The sequence below is a fragment of the Streptomyces sp. M-16 genome, from assembly GCF_052114405.1.
Taxonomy (GTDB): Bacteria; Actinomycetota; Actinomycetes; order Streptomycetales; family Streptomycetaceae; genus Streptomyces.
On record NZ_JBFRER010000200.1, the window covers coordinates 1 to 16,026 of the forward strand.

Sequence of the window (16,026 nt, forward strand, 5' to 3'; positions counted from 1 at the left end):
GGCGCGCACAGCCGCCCGGCGGGCGGCGTCCCCGCGCCGGCGGTCCCCGCGCGGCGCCCGGCGGCGACGGTGGCCCCGTACGCGTCCCCGCGCCGCTCCGCCTCGCGCGTCGAGGGCGGCTTCGACTTCTTCGGCACCAAGACCACCGCCCAGGCCCGTGCCGCCATCGAGTCCGTGCAGAACGAGGACCTGGCGGACGTGGTCGGTGCCGAGGCCCTCGCCGTGCACAAGGCGGAGTCCGAAGGCTCCTCGGCGGGACCGGAGTTCAAGCCGGCCACGCCCGAGCAGCGCGCGCTGGGCCAGGTCATCGACCTGACCGCGCACGACGAGACCGAGCCGATCGACGTGGTCGGCCTGCGGACGGCGATCTCCTAGCGGGAACCGCCGCGGGGGCCGTCCACAGCCTGTGGACGACGTGTGCGCGCGGGCCCGTCAGGGATACGCCGGGACGAGGCCCACCGCCACCACCTCCAGCAGCAGCTGGGCGCCCAGCGCGGCCCGGCGCATCCGCCGCGGCGCGGTCAGCGCCGCGGCCAGCGCGACCGCCGCGGCCGCGGTCAGCACCAGGAACGCGGTGCCGGGGAACGGCGGGCAGCCTCCCTGCGCCAGGCAGCGGCCGCCGGTCTCCGTGGCCAGGACCAGCACCTTCGCCAGGACCAGGGCGGGCACGAACAGCAGCGCGGCCAGCACCGCGTTGCCGCGGATCCGCGCGGCGGGGGTGGGCTGCGGCAGGTCGACGGAGTGGTACCAGGGTTTCCGGAACATCCCGCCATCGTGCCGCCGGGCGGCCGCCCGGGCATCCGTACGGATACTCAGCCGCGTGGCTCCCGTATCCGGGCCGGGCTCAGAACAGCGGCAGTTGGCCCGGCTGCGGCCCGAGGGTGAAGCCGTCCAGGGCCGGGGCCGAGGCGCCGAGCACCACCCGGGCCCGGGAGCCGGGGCAGGACACCAGGTCGCCGCGCCCACGGCCGGCCGGCGGATCGTGGCGGGCGATCCGGCCGGCCGTCACGGCGCAGTCGCGGCCGCAGGCGGGGCAGGCCCGCCGGGGGGAGTGGGACATGCCCCCAGTCTGCCCTGCCGCGCCGACAACGGGAGACCGTGGAGAGGACCTCGTGGAACTCCTCGGGAGCGCCCGGTTCCCGCTATTTGTCAATGTCCCCGACGACGAAGAAGAGCGAGCCCAGGATCGCGACCATGTCCGCGACCAGCTGCCCCGGCAGCAGCACGGCGAGGGCCTGGATGTTGTTGAAGGAGGCGCTGCGCAGCTTCAGCCGGTACGGGGTCTTCTCGCCCTTCGAGACCAGGTAGTAGCCGTTGATGCCGAGCGGGTTCTCGGTCCAGGCGTACGTGCTGCCCTCGGGCGCCTTCAGCACCTTCGGCAGCCGCTGGTTGATCGGTCCGGGCGCCAGCTCCGCCATCCGGTCCAGGCAGGCCACGGCCAGGTCGAGGGCGTTGTGCGTCTGGTCGAGGAGCACCTCGAAGCGGGCCAGGCAGTCGCCCTCGGTGCGGGTGACGACCTTGAGGACGTCCTGGAGCTGCCCGTACGCCAGGTACGGCTCGTCGCGGCGCAGGTCGAAGTCGACGCCGGAGGCGCGGGCGATGGGGCCGGAGACCCCGTACGCGTGGACCGCCTCGGCGGACAGGACGCCGACGCCGCGCGTGCGGCCGCGGAAGATCTCGTTGCCGTGCACGAGCTTGTCGTAGACGTCCATCCGGGTCCGGACGTCGGCGATGGCCGCGCGGGCCCGGCCGAGCCAGCCGGCGGGCAGGTCCTCCTTGAGGCCGCCGACGCGGTTGAACATGTAGTGCATGCGGCCGCCGGAGATCTCCTCCATCACCGCCTGGAGCTCCTCCCGCTCGCGGAAGGCGTGGAAGATCGGGGTGATCCCGCCCAGTTCCAGGGGGTACGAGCCGAGGAACATCAGGTGGTTCAGGACCCGGTTCAGCTCGGCGAGGAGCGTACGCATCCACACCGCGCGCTCGGGGACCTCCATGCCGAGCATCCGCTCGACGGCCATGACCACGCCCAGCTCGTTGGAGAAGGCCGACAGCCAGTCGTGGCGGTTGGCCAGCATCACGATCTGGCGGTAGTCCCGGGCCTCGAAGAGCTTCTCCGCGCCGCGGTGCATGTAGCCGACCACCGGTTCGGCGCTGACGATGCGCTCGCCGTCCAGGACGAGCCGCAGGCGCAGCACGCCGTGGGTGGAAGGGTGCTGCGGTCCGATGTTGAGCACCATGTCGGTGCTCTCCGCGGCACCGCCGATGCCGACCGTGGTCTCCGTCATGGGCGCATTGTCTCAGCCCTAGGGTGGGGGGATGGGAACGGGGACGAAGGGTGAGACGGCCGAGCCGGACTGGGTGGGCCTGCCGGGCGGGCTCCTCGGGCTGCGGCGGCTGCTGCTGGTGATCTGGACCGTGGTGCTCACGGTGGCGACCGCCGTGCCGCTGGGGCTGCTGGCCGGGCCCGCCTGGGCGGTGTGCGCGCTGTTCTGGCCGGCCGTGCTGGTCTGGGGGTGGGTGATGGTCGGGCGGAACTGGCGGTCCTGGCGGTACGCCGAGCGGGCCGATGACCTGCTGATCAGCCGGGGCGTGCTGTGGCGGGAGCAGACGGTGGTCCCGTACGGGCGCATGCAGCTGGTGGAGGTCACCTCCGGGCCGCTGGAGCGCCGCTTCGGGCTGGCCTCCGTACAGCTGCACACGGCCGCCGCGGCGTCGGACGCCAGGATCCCGGGGCTGGTGCCCGCGGAGGCGGAGCGGCTGCGGGACCGGCTGACGGCGCTGGGCGAAGCACGATCGGCGGGGCTTTGACGGCCCGGGGGGCGGGGCCGGTGCCGGGGCCGGGGGATCCTGCGGGGCCGGGGGATGCGGCGGGGCGGCAGCCCGACGCCGGTCCTGCCGGGGCCGCCGATCCCGGGGGTGCGGAGCGCCGGCTGCACGTGCTGACCCCGCTGCGGCGGGCATGGGTGCCGATCACGGCCACCGTCGGGCTGGTCCTCCAGCAGGGCGAGCGGGCCCAGGAGTGGGTCCGCTCCTTCCCCCTCGGGCTGCGGCTGCTCGCGCTGGCCGGGCTGCTCCTCGTCTTCGGCTCGTACGGCCTGCTCAGCTGGTGGTTCACCCATTACCGCGTCACCGACACCGAGCTGCGCATCCGCACCGGCCTGATCTTCCGCCGCGCCGCCCACATCCGCCTCGACCGCATCCAGGCGGTGGACGTCACCCGCCCGATGCTGGCCCGGGTGGCCGGCGTCGCCAAGCTCCGGATCGACGTGATCGGCACCGAGGAGAAGGACGAGCTGGCCTTCCTGAGCGAGCCCGACGCCGCCCGGCTGCGCGCCGAGCTGCTGGCCCGTGCGGCCGGTTTCGCCCCGGCCGAGGCGGCCGGGCTCGGCGAGGCCCCGCAGCGGGAGCTGCTGCGGCTGCCGGTCCGGGACCTGGTGGTCTCCATGCTGCTCAGCCTCGGTGTGTGGGCCGCGCTGGCCGCCGGGCTGGTCGCCCCGGTGGTGGTGTGGCGGCTCAGCGACAACCTCTGGGCCTCGCTGGCCATCGTGCTGCCGCTGCTGGGCGCGATGTGGAAGGGCAGCCTGGGGCGTTTCCTGGCGGAGTACGACTGGACGGTCGCCGAGTCCCCCGACGGGCTGCGGCTGGACCACGGGCTGCTGGACCGGGAGCACGAGACGGTGCCGCCGGGGCGGGTGCAGACCGTACGGATCGTGGAGCCGCTGCTGTGGCGGCGGCGCGGCTGGGTCCGGGTGGAGCTGGCCGTGGCGGGCTCGAAGAACGGGGTGCTGGTGCCGGTGGCGACGAGGGCCGCCGCCCATGCCGTGATCGCCCGGGTGCTGCCGGGCGCGGACCCGGTGGCCCTGGCCTTCGCCCCGTCCCCGCGTGCGGGCTCGCGGTGGGTGGTGCCGGTGTGGTGGAAGGGGTACGGCCTGGCCCTTTCGGAGCAGCTGTTCGCGGCCCGGCACGGGCGGCTGTGCCGGCGTACGGAGATCGTTCCGCACGCGAAGGTGCAGAGCGTACGCCTCTCCCAGGGCCCGTGGGAGCGCCTGTGGGGGGTTGCCGACCTGCATGTGGACACCGGCGCGAACGGTACGGTCACGGCCCGGCTGCGGGGCGCGGCGGAGGCCGCCGCCCTGCTGGACGCTCAGGCGGTCCGCTCCCGCACCTCCCGGGCGGCGGCCCGCCCGGACCGCTGGATGACCTGATGTGGCGGTCTCCGTACAGCCCGTGCGGGAAGGGCTGTTGGGTGGGCGCGATTCAGTCGAGGGGCGATTTTCAGACATACGTTCAGGCCAGCTGAAACCGTGTTTGTGTTCGCAACGTCCCTTCGGTAGACAGGTATGGACGCAAGTGACGGCACAACACGTCAGGGGTGGGTGAATGAAGTTCGACATGGGCAGCACCACGCTGTCCGAGCTGGGCAAGGCCACGGGTGGCTCCAGTGACGACCTCGGCACGCTGATCAAGCTGCTGATCGCGGCGGCGGACCCGCTGGAGGGCAAGTTCAACGGCGTCGGCCGGTCCGCGTTCGACTCGTTCAAGCGGCGCTCGGACGCCATCACCGCGGAGCTGAACGGCTCGCTGCGCGCCATCATCGGCGGCCAGAAGGGCATGGACACCTCCTTCACCACCGGTGACCAGGAGCAGGGCGACAACGCCCACCAGAACATGGGCTCCGCCAATTTCGACGCCGCTCGCTTCGGCGCGCGCTGAGACCGGGGGACCGATCAGACATGGGACAGAACCAGGACCGCACCTCGTACGACATCGCCGCCTCCGTGGAGGTACAGGGCGGACTCGGCGGGATCATCGGCCAGTTGGAGCGGGTGCTCGGCGACCGTGACGCCGCGGTGAAGGCGGCGATGTCCGAGTTCACCGCCGACGGCGTCTCGGACGAGTACCACGGCAAGGAAGTCCGCTGGAACCGGGCGGCCAACGAGGTGCGCGACATCATCCGCCTCGTGCGCAGCACGCTGGAGCAGAACGACTCGACCGCGCAGGCCACGCTGCAGAAGGCCAAGGCGGCGGTGGACGGCATCGGCTGACGCCGGGCGGGACGGATCACGGGGATACGGGACACGGGGGTAGGTCATGGACTGGGACATCAAGCCGTCCGGCGTGCAGGGGGTCGTCAACAAGACGATCACGGCCGCGGGGGGCTTCCAGACGGCGGGCAAGTCGCTCCAGACGGAGCTGCCGGAGGCGGCCAAGCACGCCGGCACGGTCACCGAGGGCGGCAGCACCGCGGGCGAGGGTGGCGGCATGGGCCCGATCGCGGGCGCGCTGGGTGAGCTCATGGCCTCCCACGCGACCCGTATCGCGTACATCAGCGCGCGCACGGAGGCTTCGCTCAACGGCGCGATCAAGGCCACGACGGCGTACGTGCACGGAAACATCGAACAGGCGCAGAACGCCCAGAACGAGGCGCTCAAGGAGCCGAAGATCGATCTTCCGGGGGCGGGGCAGAAGTGACGGACCACGTACCGATCAATCCGTGCACGATTCCGCAGTTCACGGGTGACCTGGACGCGTAGGAGCAGGACAAGAACGCGATCACGACCGCGGCGGGGACCTTCCGTGACGCGGGATCGAACGTGGACTCCGAGTTCCAGGGCCTGTCCGCGTTCTACTCGGCGCCCGAGGCGGCGCAGTTGTTCGCGACGACCAAGCCCGTGAAGACGGACAGCGATTTCTTCGCCGACCAGCTGGAGTCGGCCGCGACGGCGCTGGGTGAGTACATCACCGAGGCGCGGCCGATCGTGGCGCGGCTGAAGGAGCTGCAGGCGAAGGCCTCCACGTTCAGCAACAAGATCAGTGGTGACAAGCACTGGAAGGACGACGGGGACAAGATCGATGAGAACAACGATCTGATCCACGACGTCAACGCGGCCGTGTCGGCGTTCTGGGCGGCCGAGCGGACGTGTGCGAACAAGATCCGTGCCCTGTACTGTGCGGCGCCGCTGACGGCGGATGACGGTTCGCACGGCGCGAACATGTACGGGTACAAGGGCGAGGACCTGAACAAGGCGCAGGACCTGCCGTGGGGTTCGCAGCTGGAGGAGACCCATCGGGCGTGGGAGATCGGTTACTGGGCGAAGTCCTTCGTCTGGGACGGTCTGATCGTCGACGGGATCTGGGGCACTCAGGCGTGGACGGGTCTGGCGAAGCTGGCGACGGGTCTGGCGATCATGTCGGTGCCGGGTATGAGCACCGCGTTCTGGATGGTGGATGACAAGGACCTGCCGCCGTGGATCCGTGATTCGCGCACTGCGGTGAAGGAGACGGGCAAGGCGCTGGTCGCGTGGGACGAGTGGGGCAAGAACCCGGCCCGCGCCGCCGGGGCGGTCACCTTCAACGTTCTGACCACCGTGTTCACGGGTGGCGCCGGTACGGCGGCGAAGGCGGGCACGGTCGGCAAGATCCTCAGCGTGGCGGGCAAGGCGGGCCGGATCATCGACCCGATCACCTATATCGGCAAGGCCGGTTCCCTCGCCAAGATCAAGATCGGTGACCTGTTCGCGAATCTGGGCAAGGCCGACGGGGCGTTCCCGAAGATCGACGACGTGATCTGGAAGGACCTCCCGAAGGCGGACGCCCCGGGCATCACCTTCCCGCACCCCGAGGACACCGTCCGTCTCCCGGACGACGCGCTGGGCCGTCCGCAGTACTTCGACAAGACCTCGAACCAGCTGCTGGACCACAACGGGCTGCCCAAGCAGGACCTCACCGCGGTCCCCAAGGGCGCCGACCACCCCCTGGCCGAGGTCCCCAAGCACGAGAACGTCCCGGTCGGCGTCGGCGCCCACACCGCCGACGTCACCTCCCACACTCCCGGCGGCACGGCCGGCCACACCCCGGGCGGCGCGGCCGAACACACCCCGGGCGGCGCGGCGGACCACACCCCGGGCGGCGCCGCGGACAACGGCGCCCACAACAGCCACACCGAACCCGGCGGCACCACCGGCGGCCACGGCGGCACCGACACCACCCCCACCGGCGGCACCGCCCACGGTGGCGACGGCGGCGRAATCCCGCACCAGGGCGACGGCGGCGGAATCCCGCACCAGGGCGGCGGTGGTCTCCCGCACCAGGGTGGCTCCGGCCTCCCCGACAACCTCGGCCACGAGCCGGGCCACGGCGCCGACGGCACCGGCCCGGTGGCTCCCGGACACGGCGAGCGCCCGGAGCTCCCGCCGCACCGGGACAACCCGCACGACTACACGACCGCCGAGCGCAAGCAGATCATGGAGTACCAGGTCCACCGGGCGAACGACCCGGCCGACGGGTACCGCCAGCAGTACTACAACAAGCTCGGACACCGGCTGAGGGTCGTTCCGGACCACACCGGACTCGTCCCGCCGCAGTTGGTAGAGGTCGAACCGGGCAAGTGGATCCCGAAGTCGGAGCTGCCGCCGCCGATCCCGCCGGACTATCTGGCCGACGCCAAGACGGTCGGCCATGACCACCCCACGGTCACCAAGGAGATGACCGACAAGCTCGACAGCGCGGCGAAGGACCGCTGGGACGCCATGCAGGCGGACCGCAAGCCGCACACGGACTACGCGGACGCCAAGGCGGCGCACAAGGCGGCGGGTACCGACGAGACCCTGGCCGCGATGGAACAGGCCAGGGCCGACCACAAGCCCTTCCACGAGGCGCTCTCCAAGAAGAGCGAGGCGTTCGGCGAGGCGATCGCCCGCGAGCACGCGATACCGAAGGAGTTCCCGGGCGCCAAGGAGGAGAAGGTCTTCGGTCCGGCCAACGGCAACGACCAGTTCGACCAGGTCTACAAGCACGGCGACCGGTATGTGGTGGTCGAGGCCAAGGGCAACGTCGGCACCGAGCTCGGTGAGCGGCGCATAGGCGGCGACCGGGTGTCGCAGGGCACCCGTGCGTACTTCGAAGACATCCTCGCGCAGATGGAGAAGCGGGGTAGAACGAACCCGGCGGAGAAGGCGCTCTTCGACAAGCTCGATGCCGCGCTGAAGGCAAACAAGATCGACTACGTGGTGGTCAAGGGCGCCGACAACGCCGGTACGTACACCGGGCATACGATTCAGCGCTTTGACATCGGCAAGTGACAGGGGAAGAGATGACGGTCATCGTGGAGAGCCACGCCGGCCCCCAGCACGAGAGCGCGGAGTGGGTCAGGGGCCAGGACGAGCGGCTGGTCGCGAACATCGACGAGCTCGCCGTGCTCCCGGGTCAGCTCGGGCGGGTCTGGAGCCAGGCTGACCTGCACGTGCAGTCCCGGACGCTGGTCGATCCGACGGCCGAAGAGCTGACGACGTGGGAGACGGTGGTCGACGCCGCGCAGTTGGGGGCCGCGCTGTTCCGTACGGCGGGAATGACCGAGGGTGCGACGCAGGTGCGCATTCACCACGAGATGCGCACCCTGCCCGCGACGGGTCCGAACCACCACGCGCGCGCCTCGGCGTGGGTCGAGGCGTTCTGGTACGCGATCATCACGCGTGACCAGGCGCGGATGACGGAGCTGTGCGAGTTGCCGGTCGACGTCCTGCGGGCGTCGGGCGCGGACCACGACGACTACCTGTACCACTGGGTGGCGACGTTGCAGGCGTACTGGCTCAAGCGGCCCGAGCTGGTGGAGGAGCTGACGGCCACCTTCGACAGGTCGCACCCGAACGTCGCGCTGATCGCCGGACGCGAGTACATCCAGCAGGTGGCGTACCCGCCGATCAACCTCTTCTACAAGTTCCTGCGCAAGGACGAGGAGGGCTTCCACGCGGCACTCGTGGAGGCCCTGGAACTCCACAAGCGGTACTGGACGGCCACCCCCGAGCGGGCCGAAGACATCGAGGGCAGGGTGCCGGTCGCGCTCCTGGCCGTGGCCTGTCTCGCCTACGACGGCGGGATCCCGGTCAACGTCGAGTCCCCCTACCTGCCCGTACACCTGCTGAAGCGGTCCTGGCTCGGTGAGTTCGAGGTGTGAAATGAGCCCGGCGCAGCGTGTCGACACCGACGATCCCGATGTCGATACGGATCTGGGAAATCGAATGCTCCACCTGGGCGAGGTGTTCACGGGCGAGGTAGCCGAGTACCAGGGTGAGCAATTGGTCTGCCTTGACGTCTACCTCGACGGGATCAGGAACGGCTTGTCCCAGATGTGGTACCCGGACGGCACCTTGAAGCTGCGGGGGAACGTCCTCAACGGGGTGGCGGCGGGGGAGTTCCGGGAATGGCACCCCAATGGAATCCTCAAGTCCCGAAAGTTCTTTGACGACGACGTCTACTCCCTCAAGGAGGAGACCGTCTGGGACGAGGAAGGTCGCCTTGTTCGCGACTGGCATCGCGAATAGGCCGGAGTGCCATCCTCCGCGCTGAACCGCCCCCGCGCCCGCGCCGCACGGCCGCTGCCGCCTTCGCAGAGGCGGCAGCGGCAGCGGCCGGTTGGGGGACGTGTTGTCAGGCGAAGAGTTCCGCGAGCATGGCCGGGCTGATCGCGATCGGGGCCGGGCGGTAGGCGGGGGGCTTCGTGTCCGTCAGTTCGCGGACCAGGAAGTCCCAGCAGCGCTTGCGGACGTAGGACAGGCAGTCGAGGAACGTGTGCTCGGCGCCGGGGACGATGAGCAGCTCGAAGTCCTTGTCCGCGGCGAAGAGCCGGTCGGCCAGGCGCAGGGTGTGGTCGGGGTGGACCTGGTCGTCCATTTCGCCGTGGATGAGGAGCAGCTTGCCTTCCAGCCGGTCCGCGAGGTCGACGTTGGAGGTGCGGGCCCAGGCTTCGGGGTGGTCCGCGCCGTCGTAGGTCTCGACGAAGCCCAGGTTGAAGTGGCGGGCGTCGTGCGGGCCGGAGAGGGCGACGCCGGCCTTGTAGACGTCGGGGAAGTCCAGCATGGCGCGGGCCGCGGCGAAGCCGCCGCCCGAGTGGCCGAGGACGCCGACGCGGTCCAGGTCCATCCACGGCCGGGTCCGCGCCAGTTGCCGGAGCGCCGCCGCGTGGTCGGCCAGGGAGCCGGCGTCGGCCAGGTTCCCGTACGAGGCGTCGTGGAAGGCCTTGCTGCGGCCCGGGGTGCCGCGTCCGTCCAGGGCGATCACCACGAAGCCGAGCGCCGCGAGGGGTTCGGCGTCGAGGCCCATGCCGCCGGGGTCGAAGCAGGGGGCGACGCGGGTGACCTGGGGGCCGGGGTAGAGGTGGTCCACCACCGGGTAGTGGTGGGCGGGGTCGAAGCCGCGGGGGTGGTAGAGGATGCCGTAGAGGTCGGTGACGCCGTCGGCCGCCTTGACGCGGAATCGTTCCGGCGCGGTCCAGCCGGTCGCCGTGAGCCTGCTGGTGTCGGCGCGCTCCAGCTCGGTCAGGACGCGGCCGGACCAGTCGAGGACGCGGGTCACCGGCGGGGTGTCCACGGTGGACGCGGAGTCGATGAAGCAGTCACGGCCGGGCGCGAGGGTGACCACGTGGTCGAGGTCGTCGTCGGTGACCTTGGCGAAGCCGGAGCCGTCGAGGGCGGCTCGGCAGACCGTGCGCCGGTACGGATCCTCTGCGACGAGCCCGGAGGCGGTGAAGTACACCACCCGCTCGGTCTCGTCGACGTGCAGGATCTGCCGCACGGCCCACGCGCCGGAGGTCACCTGCCCCAGGAGCGCGCCGGTGTGCAGGTCGTAGCGGTAGAGGTGGCCCCAGCCGTCGCGCTGCGAGTACCAGAGCACCTCGTCGGCCAGGATCTCGACGAGGGGCGGTTCGTACGCCCACTGGTTGGGTTCGACGCGGGTGGCGCCGCTTTCGCCGAGGACGACGGTGACCTCGCCGGTGGCCGGTTCCATCCGGTGCAGGGTGAGGGTGCGCAGGTCGCGGGGCCGGTCCAGGTAGTACACGGCCGTGCCGTCCGGGGCCCACCAGGCCCACTTCGTCGCGATCGGCGACAGCTGCGGCATGAGGAGCGGTTCGGCCTGGGCGCGGACGACGGTGCCGTCGGTGACGTCGAGTACGACCAGGCGGGCCAGCGGCACGTGCTCGTCGCCGGGGTATGCGTAGCGCTGGGTGTGCAGGACGGGCGCTCCGCCGTCGGCGGGCCGGGCCTGTACGAGGTGGGTCTCGCGGACGTCGCGTTCGTCGGTCTGGTGCGCCAGCACCTTCGTGGAGTCGGGCGACCAGGCCAGCGCGGGCGGCAGGTACGGCAGGCCGATCTTGGCCAGCAGGGTGGTGTTGGCGGTGCAGTCGGGGCCGGGGCCGTACTGGTTGCCGGGCTCGCCGTCGGTGGTCAGCGGCCACTCGCGGCCGTCGGACAGCGAGCGGGCCCACAGGTCGTGTCCCCGCCGGGACACCGCGACCTTGCCGTCGGGTGAGGGGACCTCCAGGGGGCTGCGGGGCGGGGTGAACTCGGCGCGCTCGCAGGCGTAGCCGTCCAGGCCGCAGCGCCAGTACTCGCCCAGCGCGTGGAACGCGACGGCGTTCGCGGCCGGCTGGAGGTCGATGGCCGCGAACGGCAGGGCCTCGGGGTCGACCGGCTGCCCCGAGGCGTCGGCCAGCGCGGCGGCGAGCCGCGCGTGGTCGAAGGCCGGTTCGCGGGTGCCCGCCGCCGGGTCGACCAGGACGAAGCGCCTGCCGACGCCGTCGCTCACTGCGTACCAGAACCGGGCGCCCCCGTCGATCCACTGCGGCGTGACCTTGTCGGCGGTGACGAGCTCGCCGGGGCGGGCGGGGCGGCTGAGGAGCTGTTCGGCGGCCTGGTAGTCCTGATCAGTGGTCATTCTTCGCGCCCTTTGCCGGAGTTGGAGTCGATGGGGGGAGGGGTGGTCGTCACAGGCTGCGGGCGGTGATGTCCCCGTAGTCGGTGGTCGCGAGGATGRTGAGGCCGACGGTGCTCCCGGTGTTCTTGAGGCCGTTCTGGATGCGGCCGTGGCCGGTGCCGGCGTCGAGGGAGGCGGAGACGCCCCGGGCGGCGCCGACGCTCACGTCGCCGGCCCGGGTGCGCAGGGTGAGGGCGCCTTCGTGGGCTTCCGCGACGCGGATGTCGCCCTTCTGGGTGCTGATGTCGGCGTCACCGCGCAGGCGGCCGACGGAGATGTCGCCGGCCAGGGCCGCGAGTCGGGCGCCCGCGGCCTCGTCGAGCTCGATCGAGCCCTGGGAGACCTCGAAGGCGACCTCGCCGAGGCGTCCGGCACCGCGGAGTTCGCCGGCGGCGGCCTTGGCCTGGACGCGGGAGCCGGCGGGCAGCTGGACGGTCACCTCGATGGAGCCGGTGGCGCCGAGGACCTGGTTCTTCGGCTCCGGGGTGGTGATCCGCAGGACGCCGTCGTGGAAGTCGACGGTGGTCTGCTGCGCGACCTTGACGTCGCGGCTCCTGGAGGCGTGCGAGGGCAGGATCTCGACGGTGGTGTCGTCCCGGTCGGTGGCGATGAAACGGACGCGCCCGGCGGGGACGTCGAGGACGGTGGAGATCGGGGCGGGGGTCTGGAACTTCTGCATGGCGTGTGCTTCCTTCGACCGGCTTCGTTTTCCGACATCGCAAAAGCTACGTTGCGTTCGCGAGACAGGCAACAGACTCGTTGCGAGGAAATGGCATATTCGCAGGTCAGATCACGAATATCGTTGCAATGGCTTGGAGTTTAACGCAACAATCATGACCATGGACGTTGCAATGAACTGGACGTGAACGCTATGCTGGAGGCATCGGGGCCACGAAGGGCGCCGAGGGCCGCCGCAGGCCACGCACGAAGGAGACCGCGATGCCGGGAGGCAGGCTCACCCAGCAGGAACGCCAGCAGATCGCGCTGGGGGTGGCCGACGGCCTCGCCTACGCGGAGATCGCCCGGCGCCTCGACCGCCCCACCTCGACGGTCACCCGCGAGGTCATGCGCAACGGCGGCCCCACCGGCTACCGCGCCGACCTGGCCCAGCGCGCCACCGAACGGCGCACGCACCGGCGCGGCCAGACCGCGGCCCGGAGCCCCCAGGCGTCCCCGCCGGCGCACGGGCGCGACCCCGAGGCGCTGCGCGCGTACGAGGAGACGTTCACCACCGTCCTCGTGCAGTCGGGCATGCCCACGATGATGGCCCGGGTGCTGACCTGCCTGTTCACCACCGACGAGGGGAGCCTCACCGCGTCGGAACTCGTCCAGCGGCTCCAGGTCAGCCCGGCGTCCGTCTCCAAGGCGATCAGCTACCTCGACGGCCAGGGCCTCGTCCGCCGCGAACGCGACGAACGGCGGCGCGAGCGCTACGTCGCCGACAACGACGTCTGGTACCAGTCCATGATGGCCAGCGCCCGCGGCACCGCCGTGCTCGCCGAGACCGCCCGCCAGGGCGTCGGCATCCTCGGCCCCGACACCCCCGCCGCGGTCCGCCTCGAAAACATCGCCCGCTTCGTCGACTTCGTCTCCGAGAGCATCTCCCGCGCCGCCGACCAGGCGCGCGACATCCTCCACCCGAAGCCCGAGGGCACCCCGGCCGACACCACCCCGGCCGACCAGGCAGCGGCCCGCACGGCCGACACAACCGCCGCGACCGCCACGACCGCCACCGCCGATGCCTCCGACGCCTCCGACACGTCCGCGCCGGGCCCGGTGCGCGGATAGCCGGCGGCCCGCCCACGGGTGCGGCCGAGGCCCCAGCACGGCGAGGTGCTTGACCACGGCCTGGCGCGAGACGGGGACCCCCTCGGCGAGGGCGGTCGCGCTGGCCTCGCCCCGCGCGGCGAGGAGGTCGAGCAGCAGGCGTCGCGTGGGGTCGGCGAGCGCGGCCAGTACGCAATCCACGCCCTCCGCGCCCTCCACGCCGCCCGGCCTCGGGTCCGTCACGCCGAGGACTCCTCGGCCCGCTTCTTGAACGCGTCGAGCACCTGCGGCCAGCCGCCGGTGTTGTCCTCCAGCGCCTTGGCGCGCAGTTCCTCGGCCCCGGCGAGCGCCGCGAAACCGCTCTCGACGACGCGCAGCCGCGTCTTGTCCCCCTCGGGCGTCAGGGTGAACTCCACGAGGGTGGTGTTGTCCCCGCGCAGCTCCTCGCCCGGGAAGGCGCTGGCCCAGCGGTACGCGACGTACGTCGGCGGCTCGACCTTCTCCACGCGCACCGGGAAGTCCCCGTACTGGGGGTTCTTCGCCAGCACCGACTCGCCCTCCCGGGCGACGGTGCCGGCCACGCTCTCCGGTTCGGCCACCCAGAACCCGGGTTCGGTCACCAGCGACCAGACCCGCTCCAGCGGCGCTTCGATCAGGGTTTCGCGTTCGATCCTGTCCTGGATCATGACGAGCCTCTTTCCTCGACACCATTGATGCAACTCCAGGGTTGCACCTAACCCTCCCCTGACGCAACCGGAGGGTTGCACTTCCTGTGGCGGATACCCTCGTCCGGACGACAGGCGGGACGAAGCCGACAGGGGGGCGCGATGGAACTCCGGGCCGCCGACCCCGAGGCCGCCCACTGGCTGGCGCGCTGGCTGGCGGACGGGAGCCCCTACGGGGCCGACATGACCGAGCTCGACTTCGGCGGCGCGGACCTCGCCGGGGCGGACTTCTCGGGCGCCCTGTTCATCGGCGCCCGCCTCGCGGGCGCCCGCCTGACCGGCACGGACTTCTACCGCTGCCACCTCCAGGACGCCGACCTCACCGGAGCCGACGCCACCGGCGCCTGTTTCGTCCGGGCCGTGCTGGACGGGGCCGACCTGCGCGGAGCCGTCCTCGACGGGGCCGACCTCGTCCGCGCGGAGCTCTACGGGACCGACGCCCGCGGCGCCCGCCTGCGCGGCGCCCGCATCCTCGGCGCGTCCCTGCTGAACACCGACCTGCGCGGCGCGGACCTCAGCGGCGCGGAGCTACGGAAGAACTCCTTCCGCGTGCTCCTGGACGACGACACCCGCGTGGCGGGCCTGACGGGAACGGTCTTCGGCCCGGCCCGGCTGGAGGACCCGGCCGGCACCCACCACGCCCTGGCCGGCGCCGACTTGGAGCACTGGCTCCGCTCCCGCGGAGCCACGGCGGGCGTCATCGCACCCCTCGGCCCGCGCCGGCCGTAGGGCGTAGACCCACCGCCGACCCCCGGCGCCCACACCCGACACCACGGTCGTGGTCGCCCACGACGAGCGCGGAGGTCCCGCCGTTCCGCCCCCGGACGGGCCGGGGGCGGAACGTCCGTGAAGCGGGAGGAACGACGGGATCCCGTGCGCGGCGTCCTGGTCCGCTGGATCAGTCGGTGAAGACCTGGACGATCCGGTTGCCCGAGACGGCGACGCCGGTCTTGGTGAAGCTGCAGTTCTTGATGTTGCCGGCGTGGCCGGCGCTTTCGAGCCAGCCGTCGACGTGCACCTTCTCGTCGCCCGAGCCCCAGGCGATGTTCTCGGCGGACGCGTTGAACGTCGCCCCGGCCTTCTTCAGCCGTTCCTGGATGCTGGATCCGTCCGAGCCCGTGTGGTTGGTGGTGGTGTCGTTGGCGTACTCCTGTGCCGCCGCGACCACCTTGGGGTCGACGGTCAGCGGCGGACAGCCTGCGGCCTTGCGGGCATCGTTGACGAGTTCGAGGACCTTGTTGGGGTCGTTCTGGAGCGGAACCACGGCACGCGTGCCCACGGCCGTGGGCGCGGTGGCGGTAGCCGCTCCGGCGCCGACGGCGCCCGAGAGGACCAGCAACGATGAGGCACACACCACGGTGCACCCACGCCGTATCCGAGCGGATCGGGAAACCACGGAACGGCGGGAGACGCCGATTCCCAGACAGCTCACACGCTTTTCGGTCACACCCCGCCATCAACCCTTTTTCTCTTTGGCGTTCACGGGATCCGGCCGGTAGACATGACTGCGGGCGTGTAGATCAATTCCTGGGGGCGGGGCAGAAGTGACGGATCACGTACCGATCAATCCGTGCACGATTCCGCAGTTCACGGGTGACCTGGACGCGTTGGAGCAGGACAAGAACGCGATCACGACGGCGGCGGGGACCTTCCGTGACGCGGGGTCGAACGTGGACTCCGAGTTCCAGGGCCTGTCGGCGTTCTACTCGGCGCCGGAGGCGGCGCAGTTGTTCGCGACGACCAAGCCGGTGAAGACGGACAGCGATTTCTTCGCGGATCAGCTGGA

18 protein-coding genes and 2 pseudogenes are annotated in these 16,026 nt (G+C 71.5%); 12 read left to right on the forward strand and 8 right to left on the reverse strand.

All coding sequences use genetic code 11. From position 1 onward, the window contains the following. A pseudogene (locus AB4039_RS40445) lies at positions 1–375 on the forward strand (hypothetical protein); the annotation flags it as partial. Positions 376–432: 57 nt separating this feature from the next. On the opposite strand, the gene AB4039_RS40450 reads toward AB4039_RS40445, so the two are convergent. From AB4039_RS40450 to AB4039_RS40460, 3 genes are all read right to left on the reverse strand, one after another. Continuing rightward, positions 433–765 (reverse strand): hypothetical protein, encoded by a 333-nt coding sequence (locus AB4039_RS40450; protein WP_266839877.1) that lies wholly within the window; start codon positions 763–765, stop codon positions 433–435. Between the two features lie 79 nt (positions 766–844). After that, positions 845–1,060 carry a hypothetical protein gene (locus AB4039_RS40455; RefSeq protein WP_266839876.1) on the reverse strand — a complete coding sequence of 72 codons (216 nt, stop codon included), beginning with the start codon at positions 1,058–1,060 and terminating at the stop codon, positions 845–847. A gap of 82 nt (positions 1,061–1,142) precedes the next feature. Continuing rightward, entirely contained in the window at positions 1,143–2,285 is a 1,143-nt protein-coding gene (locus tag AB4039_RS40460) for an NADH-quinone oxidoreductase subunit D (RefSeq protein WP_266839875.1), read from the reverse strand. Between the two features lie 31 nt (positions 2,286–2,316). Between AB4039_RS40460 and AB4039_RS40465 the strand changes: the two genes are divergently transcribed. The 8 genes from AB4039_RS40465 to AB4039_RS40500 all read left to right on the forward strand — a co-directional run bounded on the left by AB4039_RS40465 (position 2,317) and on the right by AB4039_RS40500 (position 9,320). Further along, positions 2,317–2,808, forward strand: a complete 492-nt coding sequence (locus tag AB4039_RS40465) for a PH domain-containing protein (RefSeq protein ID WP_266839873.1) — start codon at positions 2,317–2,319, stop codon at positions 2,806–2,808. A gap of 20 nt (positions 2,809–2,828) precedes the next feature. Beyond that, positions 2,829–4,205: a PH domain-containing protein gene (locus tag AB4039_RS40470; protein ID WP_442273129.1), complete on the forward strand. Its 1,377-nt coding sequence runs from the start codon at positions 2,829–2,831 to the stop codon at positions 4,203–4,205. Positions 4,206–4,380: 175 nt separating this feature from the next. Next, on the forward strand, positions 4,381–4,713 hold the full coding sequence (locus AB4039_RS40475; RefSeq protein ID WP_266839871.1) for a hypothetical protein: 333 nt from the start codon (positions 4,381–4,383) through the stop codon (positions 4,711–4,713). 20 nt (positions 4,714–4,733) lie between these two features. Next, a complete protein-coding gene (locus AB4039_RS40480) occupies positions 4,734–5,045 on the forward strand; it encodes a pore-forming ESAT-6 family protein (protein WP_266839869.1) in 312 nt (103 codons plus the stop codon). A gap of 46 nt (positions 5,046–5,091) precedes the next feature. After that, positions 5,092–5,472: a DUF6507 family protein gene (locus AB4039_RS40485; protein ID WP_266839868.1), complete on the forward strand. Its 381-nt coding sequence runs from the start codon at positions 5,092–5,094 to the stop codon at positions 5,470–5,472. 122 nt (positions 5,473–5,594) lie between these two features. After that, positions 5,595–8,081, forward strand: coding sequence for a hypothetical protein (locus tag AB4039_RS40490; RefSeq protein ID WP_442273130.1), 2,487 nt, complete (start codon positions 5,595–5,597; stop codon positions 8,079–8,081). After that, positions 8,078–8,953, forward strand: coding sequence for an immunity 49 family protein (locus AB4039_RS40495; RefSeq protein ID WP_442273131.1), 876 nt, complete (start codon positions 8,078–8,080; stop codon positions 8,951–8,953). The genes AB4039_RS40490 and AB4039_RS40495 overlap by 4 nt, the downstream gene beginning before the upstream one ends. A 1-nt stretch (position 8,954) precedes the next feature. Beyond that, the gene (locus AB4039_RS40500) at positions 8,955–9,320 is read left to right on the forward strand and encodes a toxin-antitoxin system YwqK family antitoxin (RefSeq protein ID WP_442273132.1); all 366 of its coding nucleotides are present in this window, start codon (positions 8,955–8,957) and stop codon (positions 9,318–9,320) included. 106 nt (positions 9,321–9,426) lie between these two features. Here AB4039_RS40500 and AB4039_RS40505 read toward each other — a convergent pair whose 3' ends face one another. Then, complete coding sequence (locus AB4039_RS40505; RefSeq protein ID WP_266840900.1) at positions 9,427–11,709, reverse strand: DPP IV N-terminal domain-containing protein; 2,283 nt, start codon at positions 11,707–11,709, stop codon at positions 9,427–9,429. 49 nt (positions 11,710–11,758) lie between these two features. Then, positions 11,759–12,427 (reverse strand): DUF4097 family beta strand repeat-containing protein, encoded by a 669-nt coding sequence (locus tag AB4039_RS40510; protein ID WP_442273133.1) that lies wholly within the window; start codon positions 12,425–12,427, stop codon positions 11,759–11,761. Positions 12,428–12,687: 260 nt separating this feature from the next. Here AB4039_RS40510 and AB4039_RS40515 point away from each other — a divergent pair, with 260 nt between their 5' ends. Further along, the gene (locus AB4039_RS40515) at positions 12,688–13,536 is read left to right on the forward strand and encodes a helix-turn-helix domain-containing protein (RefSeq protein WP_266840897.1); all 849 of its coding nucleotides are present in this window, start codon (positions 12,688–12,690) and stop codon (positions 13,534–13,536) included. A gap of 33 nt (positions 13,537–13,569) precedes the next feature. On the opposite strand, the pseudogene AB4039_RS40520 reads toward AB4039_RS40515, so the two are convergent. Further along, positions 13,570–13,758: pseudogene (locus AB4039_RS40520) on the reverse strand (helix-turn-helix domain-containing protein); the annotation flags it as partial. Further along, positions 13,755–14,201, reverse strand: coding sequence for an SRPBCC domain-containing protein (locus tag AB4039_RS40525; RefSeq protein WP_266840894.1), 447 nt, complete (start codon positions 14,199–14,201; stop codon positions 13,755–13,757). The pseudogene AB4039_RS40520 and the gene AB4039_RS40525, both read right to left, overlap by 4 nt. 141 nt (positions 14,202–14,342) lie before the next feature. On the opposite strand from AB4039_RS40525, the gene AB4039_RS40530 reads away from it, so the two are divergent. Next, complete coding sequence (locus AB4039_RS40530) at positions 14,343–14,969, forward strand: pentapeptide repeat-containing protein (RefSeq protein WP_266840892.1); 627 nt, start codon at positions 14,343–14,345, stop codon at positions 14,967–14,969. 169 nt (positions 14,970–15,138) lie between these two features. Here AB4039_RS40530 and AB4039_RS40535 read toward each other — a convergent pair whose 3' ends face one another. Further along, positions 15,139–15,594: a CAP domain-containing protein gene (locus tag AB4039_RS40535; protein ID WP_442273134.1), complete on the reverse strand. Its 456-nt coding sequence runs from the start codon at positions 15,592–15,594 to the stop codon at positions 15,139–15,141. A gap of 190 nt (positions 15,595–15,784) precedes the next feature. Between AB4039_RS40535 and AB4039_RS40540 the strand changes: the two genes are divergently transcribed. After that, the coding region (locus tag AB4039_RS40540; RefSeq protein ID WP_442272214.1) for a hypothetical protein at positions 15,785–16,026 on the forward strand (242 nt) is incomplete at its 3' end.